Source organism: Terriglobales bacterium (assembly GCA_035487355.1).
Lineage (GTDB): Bacteria > Acidobacteriota > Terriglobia > Terriglobales > Acidobacteriaceae > QIAW01.
Genome location: DATHMF010000017.1, coordinates 69,176 through 88,298, shown reverse-complemented (window position 1 = coordinate 88,298; position 19,123 = coordinate 69,176). Strand labels below are relative to the sequence as shown.

The window sequence follows — 19,123 nt, the reverse complement described above, 5'->3', positions numbered from 1 at the left end:
TCCTCCAGCAACATCTTCGTTGGCATCGGTCGTCGAGGCCACCACCGTTCCCGATGCATTCACAACTTGAATAGTCAGGTTGGCGGTCTGATGGCCGCTCGCCAGGTTCGTGAAAACCACCACTACGCCGGTTTGAGAACCAACATGAGTGGGATTTGGGCTGATGCTGCCCAGAACGCTGGTCCACTGGCCCCCTCCTCCTCCGGCCGCATTTACTACCAGCGACACCGTAGCTGAGTGCACGAGGCTGCCACTGGTTCCGGTAATGGTCAACGTGAAGGTTCCAGCCGGCGTTGTCGAGTTGGTCGAGACCGACAGTGTCGAGCTACCCGAGCCCGCAACCGTCGTCGGACTGAAGCTGCCGCTCGCACCACTCGGCAATCCGCTCACGCTGAATGTCACCGTGCCGGTGAAGCCGTTCACCGCCGATACGCTGGTTGTGTAGCTGGTACCTGATCCCGCGGTCACGGTTTGTGAACTTGGGGTCGCCGAGATAGTGAAGTTCGGCGTTGCTGCTGCGTTCACAACCAGCGTCACCGTCGCCGAGTGCACCAGGCCGCCGCTCGTCCCGGTAATGGTCAGCGTGGAGGTCCCCGCTGGCGTCGAAGAGTTGGTAGAGACCGAGAGTGTTGAGCTGCCCGAGCCCGCAACCGACGTCGGACTGAAGCTGCCGTTCGCACCACTCGGCAATCCGCTCACGCTGAATGTCACCACGCCGGTGAAGCCATTCACCGCCGCCACGGTTGCAGTGTAGGTGGTACCAGCTCCCGCCGTTACCGTACGCGAACTGGGCGTGGCCGCGATGGTAAAGTTCGGCGTGGCGACAGCATTCAGTACCAACGTCACCGTTGCCGAATGCACCAACGATCCGCTGGTTCCGGTAATGGTCAGAGGATAGGTCCCGGCCGGCGTCGCAGAGCTGGTGGAGACCAACAGAGTCGTGTTGCCTGAGCCGGCAACGGAAGTTGGATTGAAGCTACCGGTTGCATTGCTCGGCAATCCGCTCACGCTAAACGTCACCGTTCCAGTAAAGCTGTTCAATGCTGTTACGTTGGTTGTGTAGCTGGCACTCGATCCGGCGATTACGGTCTGCGAACCCGGGGATGCAGCAATACTGAAATCGGGTGTCGGGTTGGTATTGATCTTGCCGGGCCCCGCGCCGTTGGTCACAATCGTGGGAACATTGGCAGTCGGATCCAGTGTGTAGCTGTAAAAGGTATTCGGCTCCGTCACCGTTCCGCCAGTTACCGGAGTGCCGCTGCTCACATACAGGTTGTTCCGCTCCACAATGGACCCCAGTGGGTCGCCCCCCTCGGAGAGTGAAGTAGGAGTCGGCACATTTTGGAAGTAGTTCCCTTCCACCAAAACGTGGGCGTTGCAGGTTGAGGCCACGCCATAGCCGGGGATGTTGAGGTAGTAGTTGTTGTAAACGTGAGTCGGGTCCGAATAACGCGTGCGCGGATGCCTGGTCTGGGTTCCGTCGAACCAGTTATGGTGAAAAGTCACCTTCAGGAACCCGGTGTCGTTGAAGGCACAGTCGTGTCCTTGCAAGATTGTTTCCAACGTATTGGTGAAGTGGTTCCACGACACGGTAACGTAGTTCGCCTGCCGCTTGATATCCATCAAGGTATCGGTGGCGTTGGTGAAACTGCAGTGGTCCACCTAAACGTGATGGGCATTCACTTCGATGGTGATGGAGTTAACGGCAGCATTGGAAAAAGCGATATTACGCACGATGATGTTCTGAACGCCGCTCATAATCAACCCGTGGCCGGTGATGGCCGCCGTGGAGCCCAGACCAATGATGGTTTTGTTGGAGGCGACATTGACGTCGCTGGTAAGCCCAATGGTCCCGGAGACCTGAATGATCAGCGGCCCCGACTGGCCGGCAAAGCTTCTCAGCTCGCTATCGGTTGTGGCGGTGACGGTGGGTCCGCCAGCGCCGCCGGTGGTGCCATTCTGCCCATTGGCATTGACCGACGCAAATCCAATGGGGCTGTTCTCAAACGTCTGCGCCATAAGTTGAGGGGGGAGCATTACGATGGCGATCAAACCTGCGATCAGCCACCCTAATGGAGTGAGCATCTTCAAACGAATGAACTGGTACATGTTATCCTCCGTTGAATCAGTCGCCCAAGTGGTCCTTGGGTCTCTCGAATTGGTTGCTATGCACTACAAAACGGCGCCGGGACTGACTTGCGCCCGCCCGCTGTGTTGGTTCCTGAATCGGGCGAAGCGTTCGCCCGCGCGAGCGTTTCAGAAGCTAAAACGATGCCATCGTTGCGTCAAACTAAAAGATTGCAATGGTACGTTCAATTTTTTTAAACAATAAAATGTCTCGCAAAAGAGCTATCATCTTTGACATTTGCTCAACTATCTTCCATGAGCTTTGGATCAAGCCGTCGCGAATTTGAATGATTCCCAGAAAAGGAAACGATAAGGAAACCGAGACATGGATATACGACAACTTGAATCATTGCTGGAAGTCATCCACTCTCCAACCATGACACGGGCGGCGGAGAACCTGCGGCTCTCGCCCGCGGCGGTCAGCCGGCAAATCCAGGCTCTGGCTTCCGAATTAGGGGTTGATCTCTTCGTGAAATCAGGCAGAAAGCTCACACCCACACCGGCCGCACTGCGGCTTGCGGAACAAGCCAAGGCGGTCATGGTGCGGTTTCAGTACCTGAAGAAAGATTTTGCGAATGACGCCGCCCGCGATTCGCGTCCATTTCATTTCGCAAGCGGCACTACAACGCTGATCTATCGCCTGGCCAGCCCCGCGCTTGGACACCCGATTAACAAACTCCGCAAGGAGCTTCCCAATCTCGATCTGCATGTTTCGGTGCTTACCACGGAAGGGATTGTCGCCGGGTTGCTGGACCGCCGGTTCGACCTTGGGCTCATCTCGCTGCCGGTCAAGACCAACAATCTGCGCATTGTGCCGTTGTTTGACGAAGAGTTGCTGGTGATACGTCCGTCGCCGAAGCAGGTCCACGGCAATCACATCGGCATGATTCGTCCCAGCCAGCTAGAGAATGTTCCATTCCTGCTTTACACCAAAGGGACCAATATGCGCCAGGTCATTGACCGTTTTCTGGAGAGTCTGGGCTTGAAGCCGCGAGTGATCATGGAAGCCTCGGACACAGAAGCCATCAAGCACCTGGTGGAATCGGGCCTGGGTTACTCCATACTGCCGGAGCATGCGCTGCGACGGTCTACGAAGTACTTCCAGACCCTGAGAGTCGCGGGACACCGGCTGATCAGGCGGCAAGCGTTCGCCATGCCATTAACATCACGTCCGCGCGCCCTGACGGAATACGTTGCAATGTTCCTCAAGAAAGCGCTCGATAATTCACGATAAACTTTTAAGGATGAGATGATGAGACCCAGTGATTACGTTCTGCAGCTTCGGCACAAATCATGCAGTCATAGACAATGCCCATTTACGGAACCAGTTCGCCGCGTTGACATCCTTAGTACCACTTGGGTTCGAGGATTGGAATTGGGCGGCGGTAAAATTGAGAGGTCTAATCCCACTTTTGTCATCCCGAGCGCAGCCGCGCTTCGCGGCGGAGTCGAGGGACCTAGGTTTTTTTCAGGGAATAAGGATGTCAGCAGAGCCAAACCAGTTTCAGCGTTATTCTTAGTACTGCTGGTTTTAACTGCCTTAAACGCTTCTGCTCAGGACACGCGGGTTGTAACCGAACCCCGCGTCCCTCCGGTCTGCACTACATTGCATGCTCAGCTCGCAAACCAGACGGGCAGCACACAAGAAGACAAGCTCGATACTGGGCGGATACAAGCGGCGATCAACGGCTGCCACCCGGGAATGAGCGTCGAGTTGCGGGCTGACGGCGGAAAGAATGCCTTCCTCTCGGGTCCCCTGGAGTTGAAAAGCGGAGTCACGCTTCTGGTGGCGACGAATACAACTTTATACGCCTCGCGCAACCCCCGTGATTTTGACGTTACCCCGGGCAGTTGCGGCGTGGTTGACCGGAACGGGAAGGGATGCAAGCCGCTCATCCGCGTTCACGACGCCAGCGATGCCGCCGTCATGGGTGAAGGTGTAATTGACGGGCAAGGAGGAGCAAAGCTCACCAACACGAAGACAAATGTTTCCTGGTGGGACCTGGCGCAAGTAGCGAAGCGCGAAAATACCAAACAGAATTGTCCGCGGATTATCGTCGCCGATCACGCTGATGGATTCACGCTGTACAAGATCACGCTGCGGAATTCGCCCAACTTTCACGTGATTGTGGGCCGGACGAATGGCTTTACCGCCTGGGGCGTGAAGATTGATTCCCCGCGAACGGCGCGCAACACTGATGGTATAGATCCATCGTCTTCCACCAACGTCAGCATCCTTTATTCATACATACGCGCCGGGGACGACAATGTCGCAATTAAAGCCGGCAGTGCCGGGCCGGCGGCGCACATCACGGTCGCCCATAACCATTTCTTTTCTGGGCATGGCATGTCCATTGGGAGCGAGACCAGCGGCGGGGTGAACGCCATTGAAGTAGACGACCTGACGATTGATGGCGCCGACAACGGCTTGCGCATCAAGTCAGATGCAAGCCGGGGTGGCGCGGTACGCGATGTCTCCTATCGCAACGTGTGCATGAGAGATGTAAAAAATCCGATCATGATGGACCCGTTTTACAGCGACCAGACCGGAAACCTGATTCCTGATTTTCAAGAGATCACTCTTCACGACGTACGCAGCACGACTCCGGGCGAAGTCACGCTTGAGGGGCCAGACGCCGCGCACCCGCTAAAGCTCACAATGGATGGCGTGGCAGTTGACGGATTGAAGCCGACGCAGATTCGCGCGCAGCATGCACACCTCACCTTCGGTCCCGGACGGGTGAGCTTCATTCCAACCGGCGAAGACGTTAAGCTGACCAACCTTCCAGGAGAGCGCAAGCCGCCCGCTTGCGAGAAAAATGTATTCGTACCTTTTCCCGAAGCAACGGCGAGCGAACCTTCTAAAGCTTCTCACGCCAAGCAATCTCAGTTCCTAGTCGCGGCTGATGGCAGCGGAGACTTTCGCACTGTGCAACAGGCTGTGGACGCGCTGACGGACGAAGGCGGCACTATTCGTATTCGTCCCGGGGTCTATCGCGAGGTGGTGAGGGTAAGCAAACCGCATTTGCACTTGGAAGGCGCAAATAATGCTTCGCAGATCACGATTGTCTACGGCAACAGCGCAGGCACGAGCGGAGGCACGCTCAACTCCGCAACCGTCAGCGTCACGGCAGACGATTTTTCTGCCGAAGGCATGACGTTTGCCAACGACTTCAGCAAAGACAGGCCGCTCACCCCACAAGGATCGCAAGCGGTCGCGCTGGCCATCACCGGGGACCGCGCCGTTCTTCATAACGTGCGGATGCTCGGCGCGCAGGACACGCTTTACGCCGGCAGCAAGGGCTGCGCCAGCGAGCAAGGCTCGTGCACTTTGGCGCGCCAGTTTTTCTCGCATTGCTATATCGAGGGCAACGTGGACTTCATCTTTGGCGATGCCAAAGCGGTATTCAGCGAATGCGAAATCCATGCCATTCCACATTCCATCGTCATGCTCACGGCGCAGAGTAAACGCTACCCGCAAGAGGAGAGCGGGTTTGTGTTCGACCATTGCAAGATCACGGCCGAGCCGGGCGTGGACCACATATTTCTGGGGCGTCCGTGGCGTCCTTATGCCAGCGTGGTTTTTCTGAATACAGAGATGCAGGCCCACGTTGAACCCGAGGGCTGGCGCGAGTGGCATCCGGGAGAGACCAATTCACTCGAAACCGCTTACTACGCCGAGTTCAACTCCACCAGCCCTGCCTCAGCCCCTGCCCCAGATAAAGACAAACGCGAGCCTTATTCGCACGCGCTCACCGCGGCCGAGGCGGAGAGCTTCATAGCAGAAAAATTCCTTGCTGGGGCGGATGCATGGGAGCCTGAACAGACATACCACCCCAGTCATAAACCGCAGAGGTCGGGAACGCCCGATACATCCACGAAGCCCAGTTCTAACTGAAACTTGCTGCGGCGGGATCGGAGTAGCAAATTATGCTCGGCGTTCCATTGTCGATATGTCAGAAGCAGGATCTGGGATTTCGCTTAGAGGAATAATCGGAGTATCCGGGCTCTCAGGACTCAGAAATTGGCGGACAAGTTCGACTTCGGATTCCGTAGCATGGAATAGAACATGGAATGGGGCTAGTTTCAGCTCCCTCGAGGGAAAGGCCATGTGCGCGGTCGCCCAGTACTTACAAGTACGAAGCAATGTTCGAATGAATACGGCACGTTCTTCCGGATGATCATCACACAGAATGTTAGCTGCGCGAGGTATCATCAGGACGTAACCTTCAGCGCGAAGCCACTCAAGGTCAAATAAACAATCTTCTAAGGCGGCCCAATTTTCACCAAAGTAGTCAGGAAACTGAAGCGCAGCAGCGAGTTCGTTGAAAAGGCTTTCGAGCCGTTTCATCTTATGTCCACGAACGACCCGAACGGCAAATTGATATCCTTTTTCATAATTTAGTCTATAGGCATACTTGCCAAATTCATCCGTGCTTCCAACAAGAATGTAGAAGTACGGTGGCTCAATCGACTCCAGCTTCATTTTAGACATCTATCTCAGTTACCTCATTCGCGTGAATGATCCTTGTTGTAGTGGTTATCTGTATACCACGCACTTCCATCGCTGCCTGTCACTATTCGCTTGTCGTCTCTTCTAAACCCCGGAGTCTGTTAGGTTGACGTCTCACATATGATATTCGCACGTGTCACTGCGGCCGAAGCGGAAAGGCCCGACTAAAGTCGGGCCTGATACATGCCTTCATCGTACTGCTAGTTTTTTCTGCAAACTCTGAAAACCAGACGCTGATACATTCGTCTCAACTTTTTGTCCACACCCACTCTAACAGTCCTAAAAGCGGACGTGGAAAGAAAGCTGGAAGATTCGCGGAACGAAGTCCGTACTGGCCGGGTCCCCGATACCGGCAAGAGCTGGTCCAAAGATCGGCTTCAGTAAGTCCGGACTCACCTTCCCATGCTGCAAGGTGGAGAGGTGCAGCACCTGTCCGCCGCTGCCTACGATGGTCCCATTAGGACGCATACAAACACTGCACGTAAAAAAGTCCGAAGCCGGTGCGCCTGTGGCAGTAAGTGAGAACCCTAAAGCCGCAGTTACATCGTTGCTGTTAAAGCTCTGATAGTTCGGGTGATTGAAAACGTTAATGGCATCTGCCCTGAGTTCAACGCTCACATGTTCGGTGTTGGGAATCTTGAATGACTTGTGGAGGGACATATCTACCCGGTAGAGAGGAGCCCCTCGACCCGCATCCCTGCCTACGTTACCATTCAGGAATTGGAAGTCCACGATGTCACCGGTGAGGGCGTCCACAGCGCCCAGTCCACTAGCGCTTGCAGGAGCCAGGAACGTGTTCTGAATGGAACTGCAACTTGCGGCGGGAAACCCAGCGGCAATACAACTTGCTACTCCCCCCGGACCGAAGAGTGCGTTCGATCCGGTAAACGAGGCGATGCCAGCGGTTGTAATTGTTCCATCTGCCAGCACGCGAGGCCGTTGCTGGGTTTCGTTGCCGGCCCCAAAGAAGCGGGCATCGGCATAGCCCGCGCTGCCGGTTGAAACAGGATAGGGACGGCCCGATTGAAGCTGTCCCACAAAATTCAGCCCCAAATCATTGATGAACCAGCCGGCAAATCGGTTTTCCGTGGCCTTTCCCGAATCCAGCACCACACCGAAGTTGGCGGCGTGGCGAATGTCATTGAAAGCGGGTCCAAGCTCGGCGCGTATGTTCCGTGGATCGCCGGGTTCGGAGAGGCCAAAGAAGTCTTCGCCCGAAGTGAGCGCGTGCGACCAAGTGTAACTGGCGTTGAACTGCACGTGGTTGGAAAAACGCTTGGTTGCGCTGACCAGCAAACCGTTGTAATGCGAAGTTCGTGTATTTTCGTTGGTGCGGATCGCTGTAAAACGATTGTCGGGCCGGGCGCTCACAGCAAGGGCAGGATTGACCGGCGCCTGATTCTGGAAGTAGAAAAAGCCGGGATGGGCCGGATCAGCCGCAACCACCGGGGCATTGACGTCGCGCTCGCCAAACAGCCCGAATCCAAATTCGCCAAGGTATTGGATCTCTGCGCTCAGCGTCTTGGTGAATTCATGCTGCACCCCAAAGTTGACACTACGCACCTCAGGGTTTCTCAGGTGTGAAGAAATGGGACGAACACGGCCGAAGAAACCATTCCCCGGAGGAACCACCGACGCCAGCAGCGCCGGGCTGGGAGCGTTGGGATAGGCCGCCAGAACCGCCGGATTCGTGGTGGTAATGGTATTCAAAGTTACGCCGTCAAAATTCAATGAGTCCAGCACCACGTTGTTAAAGGCCGGCACACTGCTCTCGGCGAATGAGGCTTTGACCAGCGTCTTCTCTCCCAGAGCATAGGTGAATCCCAGGCGAGGCTGAAAGTTATTGCCGTCAGAGGAGCAGGCAGAAATAAACCCGTTGCCCTCAAAGCAAGTTCCGTTGGGACCGTGAATGACCCCGCCCTTAAAGGCCCCGGCCTCGTAGTCATAACGCAGCCCATAATTGAGAGTGAAGTTGCGGGTTACCTTCCACGTGTCCTGGAAATAAAATCCATAGATGTTGTCTTTGGATGTCACTTGGCCAGGGCCAACCGCAAATGTGAACGATTGCGGTGCATTGGCGGCATTCACAACATACTGCCCAAAATGGAACTGCTGAAATAGTGAAAACCACGGGTAGTAGCTGATGTTGAAGCCGGTCTTAAAAGTATGTGACCCGCGGCTCCAGGTGAGGTTATCCATGTACTGAAAGCGCCTGTCGAAAGCACCCTGGGGACAACAGAAATCGGCACCGCTCAGGAAATTGGGGTGCTGCACCCCCGGGACAATGGTCTTGTCGGGCAGGGTGTTTTTGGTGCGGTAATGGAAGAAGCGGGCTTCGTTGACCAGGTTGGGTGTAATGCTTGAGATCCATGAAAGGTTCAGGCCTGAACTATGATTTGACTGAATGGTAAGGACATCTGGTGTGATGTTGTTGCTGGTCTGGGTGACCAGGTTGTCAAAGAATTGCCGGTCAATGTTGAAGCGAGCGCTGAGAGTGTTGCTGTTGTTCAGCTTAAAATCGAGTTTGCCGGAGTAGAGAAGATTATTGACCGGTTGCTGCACCGTCTGCACCGCTCCCGGCGGGGTCAGGGTCAACGGTGCCGATTGATGGCTTATCTCATAACTGCCGAACCAGAAGAACCGGTCTTTGATGAACGGACCGCCTATGGTAAAACCGCCTTCATGCCGCTGGAACGGTGCTCGATCGCAACCATCCACGCTCACCAGGGTCGTTCCAACAAAATCTCTTTTTGGGCAGTAAGGGGTGCCTGGAGGCCCAGCGGTCCCTCGAGGCAAGGCGTTCTGAAACAAATTAAGTTTATAGAAAGGATCGGATGCGGTGAGGTTTCGGCCGCGGAAATACATGTGCGCGTCGCCGTGAATACTGTTGGTTCCCGATTTGGTCACGGCGTTGATGATCAAGCCTCCCGCTTGTCCATATTCGGCGTTGTAGTTGTTGGTCTTGACCTGGAACTCCTGGATCTCGTCCACAGATGCGCCTACTCCTCCAAAACGGGCTGAAACCACCTGGTCGGTGATATTGCCGCCATCTACGTTGTACAGATTGCCGCGATTATTAATGGAACCTGGGCCAATCAGGTCCCCCGCGCCTACGGGGTTGCTGACACCGCTAAAATCCGATTTCACGCCCGGAACAGTCAGAGCAAGTTGGGCGTAATCATTAGCGATGCCGCCCGCCCCGCTGATCGTGGGCAGCCTTTCCATATCCAGGTCGGTAACCGAAGTGGATACTTCCGTCTTGGTGCTTTCCAGCAGCGGCGTCTCTGCAGTTACTTCAACGATTTGTGCGGTTCCCGCTGCGCCAAGTTTGAAGTTGAGGTCCCTTTGGTCGCCTACGTTGAGTTTGACGGCCTTGGCTATATGAGGAACAAAACTTGCGGCCTCAACTTTGACGTCGTATGTAGCCGGGGGCAAATTGGGAATCACAAAATTGCCGCTGGACGTAGTCTTGGTTGAGTAGGAAATTCCGGTCGCAATATTGGTCGCAGTAACCGCCGCGTTGGGCACCACTGCGCCCTGGGAATCGGTCACAACTCCTACAATGGCTGCCGAGGCTGCGCTTTGCGCATAGAGCTGGCCAGCAAACATAAGGCAGAGAACGATCAGGCTATACCAACGGATGGCTGAAGGTTGCATATTAGATCCTCCTTGTATGGGTAATATCTTCAGACCGAAGTGGAACGGGGGCCGGGAACTAACTGATGGCTGATAATTGTAATGTTTTCTATGGCTTCTGATGACAATTAATTTTTCTGATGACAATTAATTCAATTTTTTTGCAAAGGGGCAGGGTCAGGCCCTGCAAAAGGTCTTTGCGGTTGCTTTTTTCTGAGTACTGAGTACTGACAACTGAGTACCGCATGATACCACTCTGATATCAAAACCTTGCTTTCCTGGAAACTACAGGCCACAATTGTGCTAGACGTATGTCTACGTTATGCATTCAAGAATGCGGGGCATTGGCCCTTGCGGTCTTTGAAAATTCATTTGCGATGCGGGATTCTGAGGACTGACAATAGAGGACCCACTAGCAGCAAGTCTCCCACCCGGGATCGCTTTTCGCCAATAATGACGCGGGTCAAACGCGATTTTTGAGCTCCAAAACACTTGCTAGCAAGTGGGTGATGCGGGAGCCGAAACCCACTCTAAAAATCAGCGTTTGATCCGCGTTGGTCCGCGGCGAAAGGGGTTTGCGGTTGTTTTTGAAACTCGAAACTTGAGACTAGAAACTGCTTCCCAGCAAGTCCCCCACCCCTGATCGATTTTCGCCAGTAATGACGCGGGGCAAACACGATTTGGGGCCCAAAAACACTTGCTAGCAAGTGGGTGGTGCGGGAGCCGAAATCCACTCTAAAAATCAGCGTTGATCCGCGTTGATCCGCGGCGAAAGGGTTTGCGGTTGTTTTTGAAACTCGAAACTTGAAACTAGAAACTGCTTCCCAGCAAGTCCCCCACCCCTGATCGATTTTCGCCAGTAATGACGCGGGTCAAACGCGATTTTTGGGCTCAAAACACTTGCTAGCAAGTGGGTGGTGTGGGAGCCGAAACCCACTCAAAAAATCCGCCTTTGATCCGCGTTGATCCGCGGCGAAAGCTTTTGCAGTCGCTTTTTGAAACTCGAAACTTGAAACCTGAAACTTGCTCTTTTGACACTTTGTTGACAATTCCCTTGTTCCGGCTTTGTTATAATCGCGGCCATAAACCTATGAAACCACTATCTGTTCGCACCCTGTCTTTCGCATTCACCCTGCTGTTGCTCGTGCCCTTGACTTGGGCCACTTGCGGAGGCGGCGGCGGCGGGGGTGTGGGCGGAATGGGCGGCGGAGGCACCCAAGGCCAGGATCCGCAGGTTTACCAGGTGCCCTGGCGCATGGTGACACCCTCAGATCCACCTATAACCTCGGGTCTGGTTGTCTATTGGTTCCCTTCTTCCAACACTGAGCTGCAGCAATCGAGCCTGCGCACGTCGCGTGAGCTTACGCTTTACGCCACACAATGCGTCGCCATGGAAGTCTCTGACATTCGCACTCCCGCAGGACAAAAATTTGCCGGCGATGCCAAGCTGCCCATTGTAGTGCTGGCCGCGCCTGATGGAACGGTGATCGGCAAGATCGAAAATAAAAACGGCATGCTCAAAGTAGACCAGGTGGAGAAGCTGGTCGGAGACGAGCTGAAGCAGCGCGATAACGCCCTCAATCAGCAGATGAAAGACGCCAAGGACAAAGCCAAGGCGGGCGACAACACGACTGCCATCCAACTCTACCGTGCCGTGGTCGACCAGAAGTGCCTCTTCCCAAAACGGGCAAAAGACGCCGCCAAAGAATTGAAGAAGCTCGGGGTCAACGATGTAGGCCAGATCCCTGACCCGCCGGTTTTTGATCCGGCAAAGAGTGCCCAGATCGAGCGCACCATGATTGCCGGCCTGAAAGCAGAGATGGATGCGAAATATTCCGAGGCCGAACGCTTATATTCAAAAGCGCACCGCATGGATCCGGCCGATCCCGTGCCGCTGCGCTACCTGGGCGAGGTGTATCGCCACGAGACCGGCGAATGGGATAAAGCACGGAGCGTGTTTGAGGCTATCCTTAATATGCCGGCCGATCCGCTGTCCCGCGCAGTTGCGCTGCATGGCTTGGGGAAGATGACTATTCACGACGGCGAATTTGCCAAAGGGCTGGCGTTGATGGAAAAGTCCGTCGAAACCTATCCGCTGGCGCTGGCCAACCGCAACCTGGCGGTATATTGGAATTCCGAGGGCGACACTGCCAAAGCTGACCACTACGTGCATGAGGCGCTCGCGCTCGATCCGAAAGATGCTTACAACCTTATCTTTGCTGCAGCCTTCATGGCAGGCAACGGACACGGCGATGAAGCCCTGAAGATTGCGCGCGAGAACGAAGCCATGCTGCCTGCTTCCTACAACCTTGCCGCCATCTACGCGCAGACCGGCCAGCGCGATAAGGCGCTTGCCCTGCTCAAACGCCACTTCTTCGAATATGAGCGCTACCAGGCAGTGCGCTCCGAAGAGATGATGGAAGCGCGCGTGGATGCGGTGTTCGCTTCGCTGAAAAACGATCCTGCATTCGTCGCTCTGACCAGCGGGGCCGATGGGAAGCTCGATTCCTCCCGGGGAATGACCATGGATCCGCGGCGCGGAACCGCCCACTAAATTCAATCTGACCTCCGTCAGCACCAGCGCAGTAAGGGCGGCGCATCGTTGCGTTTTCTTAAACTCAACCGTCAGATAACTTAACTTTGCTACCATCGGCTCCTTGGCTATACTTTCGACCTCGTATGGACCCTCATATGAACCGAAGGTCTTTTCTAAAAAAGAGCACAGCGGTTGCGGGCGTCCTGCTGGGTAGTATGAACATCATGCCCAAGAGATTCCAACGTAGCGGACAGGGAGAACGGAAGGTTTTCATCGAGCTTGATTTTCATCGAATCTGTGGAACTGTCGGCACGGGCAGGTCTTCTTCTGCAGAAGCTGCGGCAAAGGCAATTGCTGCCTGAATATCCTCATTTTTCAGGCTGCTGAAATCAGCAAGGATTTCCTCGGTAGAATCTCCCTCGGCCAGGCTGGCAAGAACAGTGCGCAGGGTTACCCGCGTGCCCTTGAAGACTGGTTCTCCACCGCAAATTTGTGGATCGCGCACGATTCGTTCTTCGTAGTTCTTTGGATTTTTGTGTGCGCCACTCATACCGTCCCTCCTGCCCTTTACGAACCTCATCATATCACTCTAAAAGGTCCTATTGGATGTTGTGCATTCATGGGTAGTGGGCTAATTAGCCCACTACCCATGAATGCGTGATCAGCCTGCATCGCAACAATGTTCTATCAGTTGCAATGTTCTATCATCTGAGGAGGTGATTTTATGCGAGCTCTCGTGCTCAAGACTCCCGCACCTGTCGACAGCAGTCCACTGGTGCGCGAAGACATTCCCATTCCTGAACCTGGCGCTGATGAAATTCTTATCCAGGTCCTGGCCTGCGGAATCTGTAGAACCGACCTGCACGTGGTCGAGGGCGAGCTGCAACCGAAGCTGCCCAGCGTTATTCCCGGCCACCAGGTTGTGGGACGTGTGGTTCGCGCTGGGGCCAAGGCCGGCAAGTATGCGTCCGGCTCAAGAGTTGGTGTCCCCTGGCTGCATCGCACCGACGGCACATGTGAGTATTGCATGCGCGGACGCGAGAACTTGTGCGTGAACGCCCTATTCACCGGCTACACAGCGCAGGGCGGATACGCAGAATATATCGTTGCGCCGGAAGAGTTCGTCTATCCCATTCCTGCCGGCTTCGAAGATACACAGGCAGCACCGCTGCTCTGCGCGGGAATCATCGGTTTCCGCGCACTCCGGCTTGCCAACCTGCAAGCGGGAGATGCGCTGGCCATCTATGGGTTCGGAGCGGCTGGTCATGTGGCGATCCAAGTCGCGCGTCATTGGAAGATCAAAGTCGTAGTTTGTACGCGTGAAGAAAAGCACCGCAAGCTGGCGCGTGAACTGGGAGCGGAGTGGGTGGGCGGAGCTTACGATACTCCACCGGTTGGGCTGAACGCCGCGATCATCTTCGCTCCGGCTGGAGAGCTGGTGCCGGCGGCATTGCAGGCGCTGAAAAAAGCGGGCACGCTGGTTCTGGGCGGAATTTACATGAGCCCGATTCCTTCTTTTCCCTATGAGTTGCTTTATCACGAGCGGGTGATCCGCAGCGTAGCCAACAATACCCGGCAAGACGGCATTGATTTTCTGCAGGTGGCCGCTGAAATTCCTATCCGGACGCAAATCGAGACGTTCCCCCTGGAGCAGGCGAATTCAGCATTGCAGGCACTGAAACACGATGCTATCCGCGGAGCGGGTGTGTTGACCGTCGCAAAAAATAGCGGAAGTCGAGGACAATGATTCTGTGATATACATGACAGCCCAGGACGGGGTTGTTGTTCTAAAGTACCCTTGCCCAAAAAGCCTATACTATGTCAGAAATTCTCTGTCAGACTTAAAGATGAGACAACTGAGCATTCTTAGTTGTATAGCCACCTACTTGAAAAGGAGGGCTGAGTGAAAACTGTATTCGTGGTGGGTGCAGGGCCGGCCGGAATGTTTGCGGCGCAGAAAATTGCTCAAAGCGGGCATGAAGTCATTATTCTCAATCGCGACATCAAGCCCGGCGGTTTGGCCGAGTATGGCATCTATCCCACCAAAGACAAGATGAAGAACGGGCTGCGCAAGCAGTTCGCCAAGGTCCTCAGCCTGCCCAACGTGCATTACATCGGGCACGTTGCAGTGGGCGATGGACTACCGATTACTATCGCGGATCTACGCGAGTTCTCACCTTCGGCGCTGGTCTTTTCCGTGGGCGCGCAGGGCACGAAAAAACTGGGACTCGCGGGCGATGACTCACGCGGCGTCTATTGTGCCAAGGACTTCGTGTATTACTACAATCAACTGCCGCCCTTTGCCTCGCAGGATTTCTCTGTGGGCAAGCGCATTGCCATTGTGGGAATGGGCAATGTGATGGTGGACTTAGCCCATTGGCTTTTGATTGACGATCCCAAGCACAGCGCTGAAGAAGTTATCGTAATCGCGCGGCGCGGTCCGTTTGAAGCCAAGTTTGACCTGAAAGAATTTGTTTATGTCGAGAGGTTTCTTGACCGGCAGGCGTTTCAGGAAGAATTGACGCGCATTCAGCCGCAGCTTGCCGCTGTAGGGCAGGACATCGCTAAAGTCGCAGAAGACACATTTCCCATTTTGAATAAACCGCCACAACCGGCGGAGCGCAGCCGCCTGCTCTTTCGCTTTCTATGCTCGCCGCAGGCGATCCATGCGGATGCCAGCGGCCGCATCAACCGTCTCACAATCACGGAAAACGTATTATTCGAGCGCGATGGCAGCATCGCATGCAAAGCAATCGACAAAACTATTGATCTTGATGTGGACACGATGATCTTTGCCATTGGCGATGTTGCCGATCCCACTTTGGGATTGCCCTATAGCAAGGACTGTTATGTAACCTGTTCGGACCCGGTTGATCCGAAGCGCCCTATCTACGAGGTCCTTGACCCGCAAATCGGAAAGGCCATGGAGGGAATCTACGTGGTCGGATGGGCACGCAAAGCCAGTGAAGGGCTGGTTGGCATTGCCCGGCACGATGGTGAAGTGGGCGCTGCCAATGTGCTGGCGTATCTGGAGGGCGCACCGAAAAAAACCTCAGCCTGCTACGACCAGATCAAACGTCACCTCATTTCCAAGGGCCTGCGCATCGTGGAGAAATCTGATCTCGAACATCTGGCACGCGCCGAGGAAAAACAGGCGCAAGAGCGAGGACTACCCTGGTTTAAATTCTCGGAAGATGAAGACATGCTGGCGGCGATTGAGCAGGAAAAAGCCAAGGCGGTTTCGGTGGTGGCGAGTTCGTAGAAATCGATCTTGAATTTTGTTATGCGCTCAAAGGTTTCAGCTCGCCCAGCATGGTTGGAATCAGCTCTGAAACCGTGGGATGAATGTGCACGGCCCTTTGTATCGTGGTGTATGGCGCTTTGGCGTACATGACATCGAGAATGCTGTGGATGACCTCGTCCCCGCCGGTGCCCAGGATGGCTGCTCCTAAAATCTGCTTGCTATCAGCATCAACGAATATTTTCATGAAACCTTGCGTTTCACCTTTTTCCACGGCGCGGCCGACTTTGGTCATGGGGCGCTTTCCGATGAGCACACGCTTCCCTGATTGCCGGACGTCGGCCTCAGTCAAACCAGCTCGTCCCAGGGGCGGATCAATATAGAGAGCGTAGGTCAGAATGCGGTCCGAGACCCGGCGCGGGTCGTTGTCGAGAAGATTCGCGGCCACGATTTCAAAATCGTTGTAAGAGGTGTGCGTGAAAGCGCCCTTGCCATTGCAATCTCCCAGCGCCCAGATTCCGGGAACATTGGTGCGTAGTTGGTCATCCACTACGATGTAGCCACGGGCATCGGTTACAACGCCGGCTTTGTCGAGACCGAGGTCATCGGTGTTTGGGCGGCGTCCGACGGCAAGCAACACATGGCTGCCCATTACTTCGGGAGCGTCCTCGGTGCAATCAACACGCGCGGCGATCCCCTGCTCGTGCCTGGCAAAGGCAATGCACTTTGCATTCAGGCGAAGGTTGATGCCTTCCTGCTGCAAGATCTGCTGGATGGCAAGGGAAACATCTTCATCTTCGCGGGAGATCAGACGGGAAGTTTGCTCCACAATGGTTACCTCGCTGCCGAAGCGGCGAAACATCTGCCCAAATTCCAGGCCGACATAGCTGCCACCCACGATCACCAGATGGCTGGGCAGAAAATCAACTTCCATCATGGAAGAGTTCGTCAGGTATGAAATCTGGTCGAGTCCCGGCATGGGAGGAACCACGGCGCGCCCGCCTACATTAATAAAGATGCGTTCGGAGCTGAGCAATTCGCTCCCGACTCTGACCTCTCGTGGAGACTCGAAGCGAGCATGTCCCTGGTATACCGTACAGTTTTCCATGCGCTTAAGCCAGGTCTCCATGCCCACGCGCGATTTGCCGGAGATGGCATCTTTACGGGCCTTCACCTTCTTCATATCAACCCGGACGGTCCCATCCAGCGTCACACCATACTCGGCGGCGCGTTGCGCAACTCGAGCAGCATAGGCGCTGGCCACCATGGTCTTGGTTGGGATGCATCCGGTGTTGACGCAAGTGCCTCCGAACAACTTTCGTTCGACAATTGCAACTTTCATTCCGGCGGCCGCGAGACGCTGGGCCAGAAAGGGTCCAGCTTGTCCGGTACCAATAATGATTGCGTCGTATGCTTTGGGCATGGGAGGGCTCCCTAGATATTTAGATCCATCTGGCTTAGTTGACATCCTTAGATTCTTCCAAATTTCCTTAGAAAAGTGGAAATCCCAGGTGGTCCGATTTAAGCCGCGGGTAGCTCAATCTCCATCGGAGGTCTTTTCGCCTACGGCTCAGGATGACACCTCTTAGTATGTGCCGTTCTTCGCAATGCCAACAAAAGCTAGATAGTTTCTAGATTAAGCTACGGGCAGCAAAGTGCCATTGACAGCCTGGGGTTTGAGAAACTGCTGGGTCAGCTCGCGTCCTTTGGCGACGTAGGGAGCGCACTGCTCACGACGCTCGACGGAGTAGGCGGCAAGAGCATGGGTGAGATCGCTTCCGGTGTTGACCTTTGCGTTTACGGCGCTCGCGAGCGCAACCGCATCGGCAAGTGCCGATGATACTCCCTGGCTGGTAAACGGCGACAGGGGATGCGCGGCATCACCGACCAAAACCAGGTTGCCCTGATAGAAGTGCGGCACAGGATCGGTATCCATTGGGCGCCAAAGATACACTCGCGAGAAATCAGTCTTGGCAAGCAGATGCGGGACAGGATCGGCCCAGTCCCCTACCAATTTTTCCACGAAAGCATGCCGCGCCTCGGGACTGGCATTGCCGTTTTCTTTCGGCGGAGGAAAACGGTGTGCGTCAAATTGCAGATACCAAACTACGTGGTATGGATCCACGGGCAAAATACCGAGAGCAGTGCCTCCACTTGGCGCATGGAATTTGTTGAAGTCGTGGCCGGCCCATCGTATGGTTTTGTCACAGCGTAGAAGTCCAACGATTTCCAGCACCTGGGCTGGCGACGCAGGCCAATCAGGAAACAAAGCTTGCCTTGCCTGCGAACGTATACCATCGGCGGCAACGTACAAATCGGCATGAATGCGCGTGCCTGAACTCAAGCAGGCCACCGTAACTCGACCGCTTTCACCGAACTCCAGACCACTTAACTCAGCGCCAAAAGCAAGCGTGTCATTTGCCGGCAAAGCGCCGATCAATGCGGATATAAGATGACAACGCCGCATGCTGCGGGCGCCGGCAGGCATGGCTTGCTCGTGCAGAATCTCGCCGGCTGCATTGCGGCAGCAGTAACGATTAAGCGGCACACCGCTGAAAGCGCCGCTGAAGCGCACTCCGAATTTCTGCAAGCAATCAACGCCTTCTGGGGTCAAGATAAACCCCATGCCAGTTTCATGGCCACGACTAAGACGCTCATAAATACGGCAATGGTGCCCCTGCGCACGCAAGGTAATGGCTGCCATCAAACCAGCGATTCCAGCGCCGAAAATTGCGACATCCATGAAACCCGCTCCTGCAAAGGGATATGTCCCAGACCTGTTGGCAGGTCTTTAACACTGTCTTGTTGAGATTCGTTCCGCTTGGTTTCGCCTGGTATCATGTAGTGAGCCTACTTACCAATACGTTTCATCTTCTGGCGCGGATTGGAAATGAGGTCTTCTCGTAACAAGCACGGCGCTGGCAGGTTAGTTTGCGGGAAAGAACCAAGGCTGAGAAAAAAATGGGCATGGGAAACCTGAGGCAACAGCGGATCGTTCAAACAATCAAGATGAATGGGAAATGCAATCAGGAGACGCGGCGAGCTACGCGCATCTTTACCAAAGATGCCA

General features: G+C 54.9%; 12 protein-coding genes. 5 read left to right on the top strand and 7 right to left on the bottom strand.

The window, feature by feature from the left end; translation table 11 throughout:
* Positions 1–1,662 (bottom strand): hypothetical protein (locus VK738_03270; GenBank protein HTD21644.1); only part of this gene is annotated, 1,662 nt, incomplete at its 3' end.
* A complete protein-coding gene (locus tag VK738_03265) occupies positions 1,663–2,109 on the bottom strand; it encodes a hypothetical protein (protein ID HTD21643.1) in 447 nt (148 codons plus the stop codon).
* 343 nt (positions 2,110–2,452) lie between these two features.
* Here VK738_03265 and VK738_03260 point away from each other — a divergent pair, with 343 nt between their 5' ends.
* Complete coding sequence (locus VK738_03260; protein ID HTD21642.1) at positions 2,453–3,361, top strand: LysR family transcriptional regulator; 909 nt, start codon at positions 2,453–2,455, stop codon at positions 3,359–3,361.
* 372 nt (positions 3,362–3,733) lie between these two features.
* On the top strand, positions 3,734–6,025 hold the full coding sequence (locus VK738_03255) for a pectinesterase family protein (GenBank protein HTD21641.1): 2,292 nt from the start codon (positions 3,734–3,736) through the stop codon (positions 6,023–6,025).
* Between the two features lie 30 nt (positions 6,026–6,055).
* On the opposite strand, the gene VK738_03250 is transcribed toward VK738_03255, so the two are convergent.
* Entirely contained in the window at positions 6,056–6,622 is a 567-nt protein-coding gene (locus VK738_03250) for a barstar family protein (protein HTD21640.1), read from the bottom strand.
* Positions 6,623–6,919: 297 nt separating this feature from the next.
* Complete coding sequence (locus VK738_03245) at positions 6,920–10,297, bottom strand: TonB-dependent receptor (protein ID HTD21639.1); 3,378 nt, start codon at positions 10,295–10,297, stop codon at positions 6,920–6,922.
* Between the two features lie 1,069 nt (positions 10,298–11,366).
* Between VK738_03245 and VK738_03240 the strand changes: the two genes are divergently transcribed.
* Positions 11,367–12,830 (top strand): tetratricopeptide repeat protein, encoded by a 1,464-nt coding sequence (locus VK738_03240; GenBank protein ID HTD21638.1) that lies wholly within the window; start codon positions 11,367–11,369, stop codon positions 12,828–12,830.
* 268 nt (positions 12,831–13,098) lie between these two features.
* Here VK738_03240 and VK738_03235 read toward each other — a convergent pair whose 3' ends face one another.
* Entirely contained in the window at positions 13,099–13,362 is a 264-nt protein-coding gene (locus VK738_03235; protein HTD21637.1) for a DUF433 domain-containing protein, read from the bottom strand.
* Positions 13,363–13,536: 174 nt separating this feature from the next.
* On the opposite strand from VK738_03235, the gene VK738_03230 reads away from it, so the two are divergent.
* Positions 13,537–14,559: a zinc-dependent alcohol dehydrogenase family protein gene (locus VK738_03230; GenBank protein HTD21636.1), complete on the top strand. Its 1,023-nt coding sequence runs from the start codon at positions 13,537–13,539 to the stop codon at positions 14,557–14,559.
* 156 nt (positions 14,560–14,715) lie between these two features.
* Positions 14,716–16,074: an FAD-dependent oxidoreductase gene (locus VK738_03225; protein HTD21635.1), complete on the top strand. Its 1,359-nt coding sequence runs from the start codon at positions 14,716–14,718 to the stop codon at positions 16,072–16,074.
* 19 nt (positions 16,075–16,093) lie between these two features.
* Here VK738_03225 and VK738_03220 read toward each other — a convergent pair whose 3' ends face one another.
* The gene (locus VK738_03220) at positions 16,094–17,476 is read right to left on the bottom strand and encodes an FAD-containing oxidoreductase (GenBank protein ID HTD21634.1); all 1,383 of its coding nucleotides are present in this window, start codon (positions 17,474–17,476) and stop codon (positions 16,094–16,096) included.
* 213 nt (positions 17,477–17,689) lie between these two features.
* The gene (locus VK738_03215; GenBank protein ID HTD21633.1) at positions 17,690–18,796 is read right to left on the bottom strand and encodes an NAD(P)/FAD-dependent oxidoreductase; all 1,107 of its coding nucleotides are present in this window, start codon (positions 18,794–18,796) and stop codon (positions 17,690–17,692) included.
* Positions 18,797–19,123: the final 327 nt, after the last annotated feature.

Coding starts and splice junctions, on each gene's coding strand:
- VK738_03215 (HTD21633.1), bottom strand. CDS start 18,796: ATGGATGTCGCAATTTTCGGCGCTGGAATCGCTGGTTTGATGGCAGCC.
- VK738_03260 (HTD21642.1), top strand. CDS start 2,453: ATGGATATACGACAACTTGAATCATTGCTGGAAGTCATCCACTCTCCA.
- VK738_03250 (HTD21640.1), bottom strand. CDS start 6,622: ATGTCTAAAATGAAGCTGGAGTCGATTGAGCCACCGTACTTCTACATT.
- VK738_03235 (HTD21637.1), bottom strand. CDS start 13,362: ATGAGTGGCGCACACAAAAATCCAAAGAACTACGAAGAACGAATCGTG.
- VK738_03240 (HTD21638.1), top strand. CDS start 11,367: ATGAAACCACTATCTGTTCGCACCCTGTCTTTCGCATTCACCCTGCTG.
- VK738_03265 (HTD21643.1), bottom strand. CDS start 2,109: ATGTACCAGTTCATTCGTTTGAAGATGCTCACTCCATTAGGGTGGCTG.
- VK738_03245 (HTD21639.1), bottom strand. CDS start 10,297: ATGCAACCTTCAGCCATCCGTTGGTATAGCCTGATCGTTCTCTGCCTT.
- VK738_03220 (HTD21634.1), bottom strand. CDS start 17,476: ATGCCCAAAGCATACGACGCAATCATTATTGGTACCGGACAAGCTGGA.
- VK738_03230 (HTD21636.1), top strand. CDS start 13,537: ATGCGAGCTCTCGTGCTCAAGACTCCCGCACCTGTCGACAGCAGTCCA.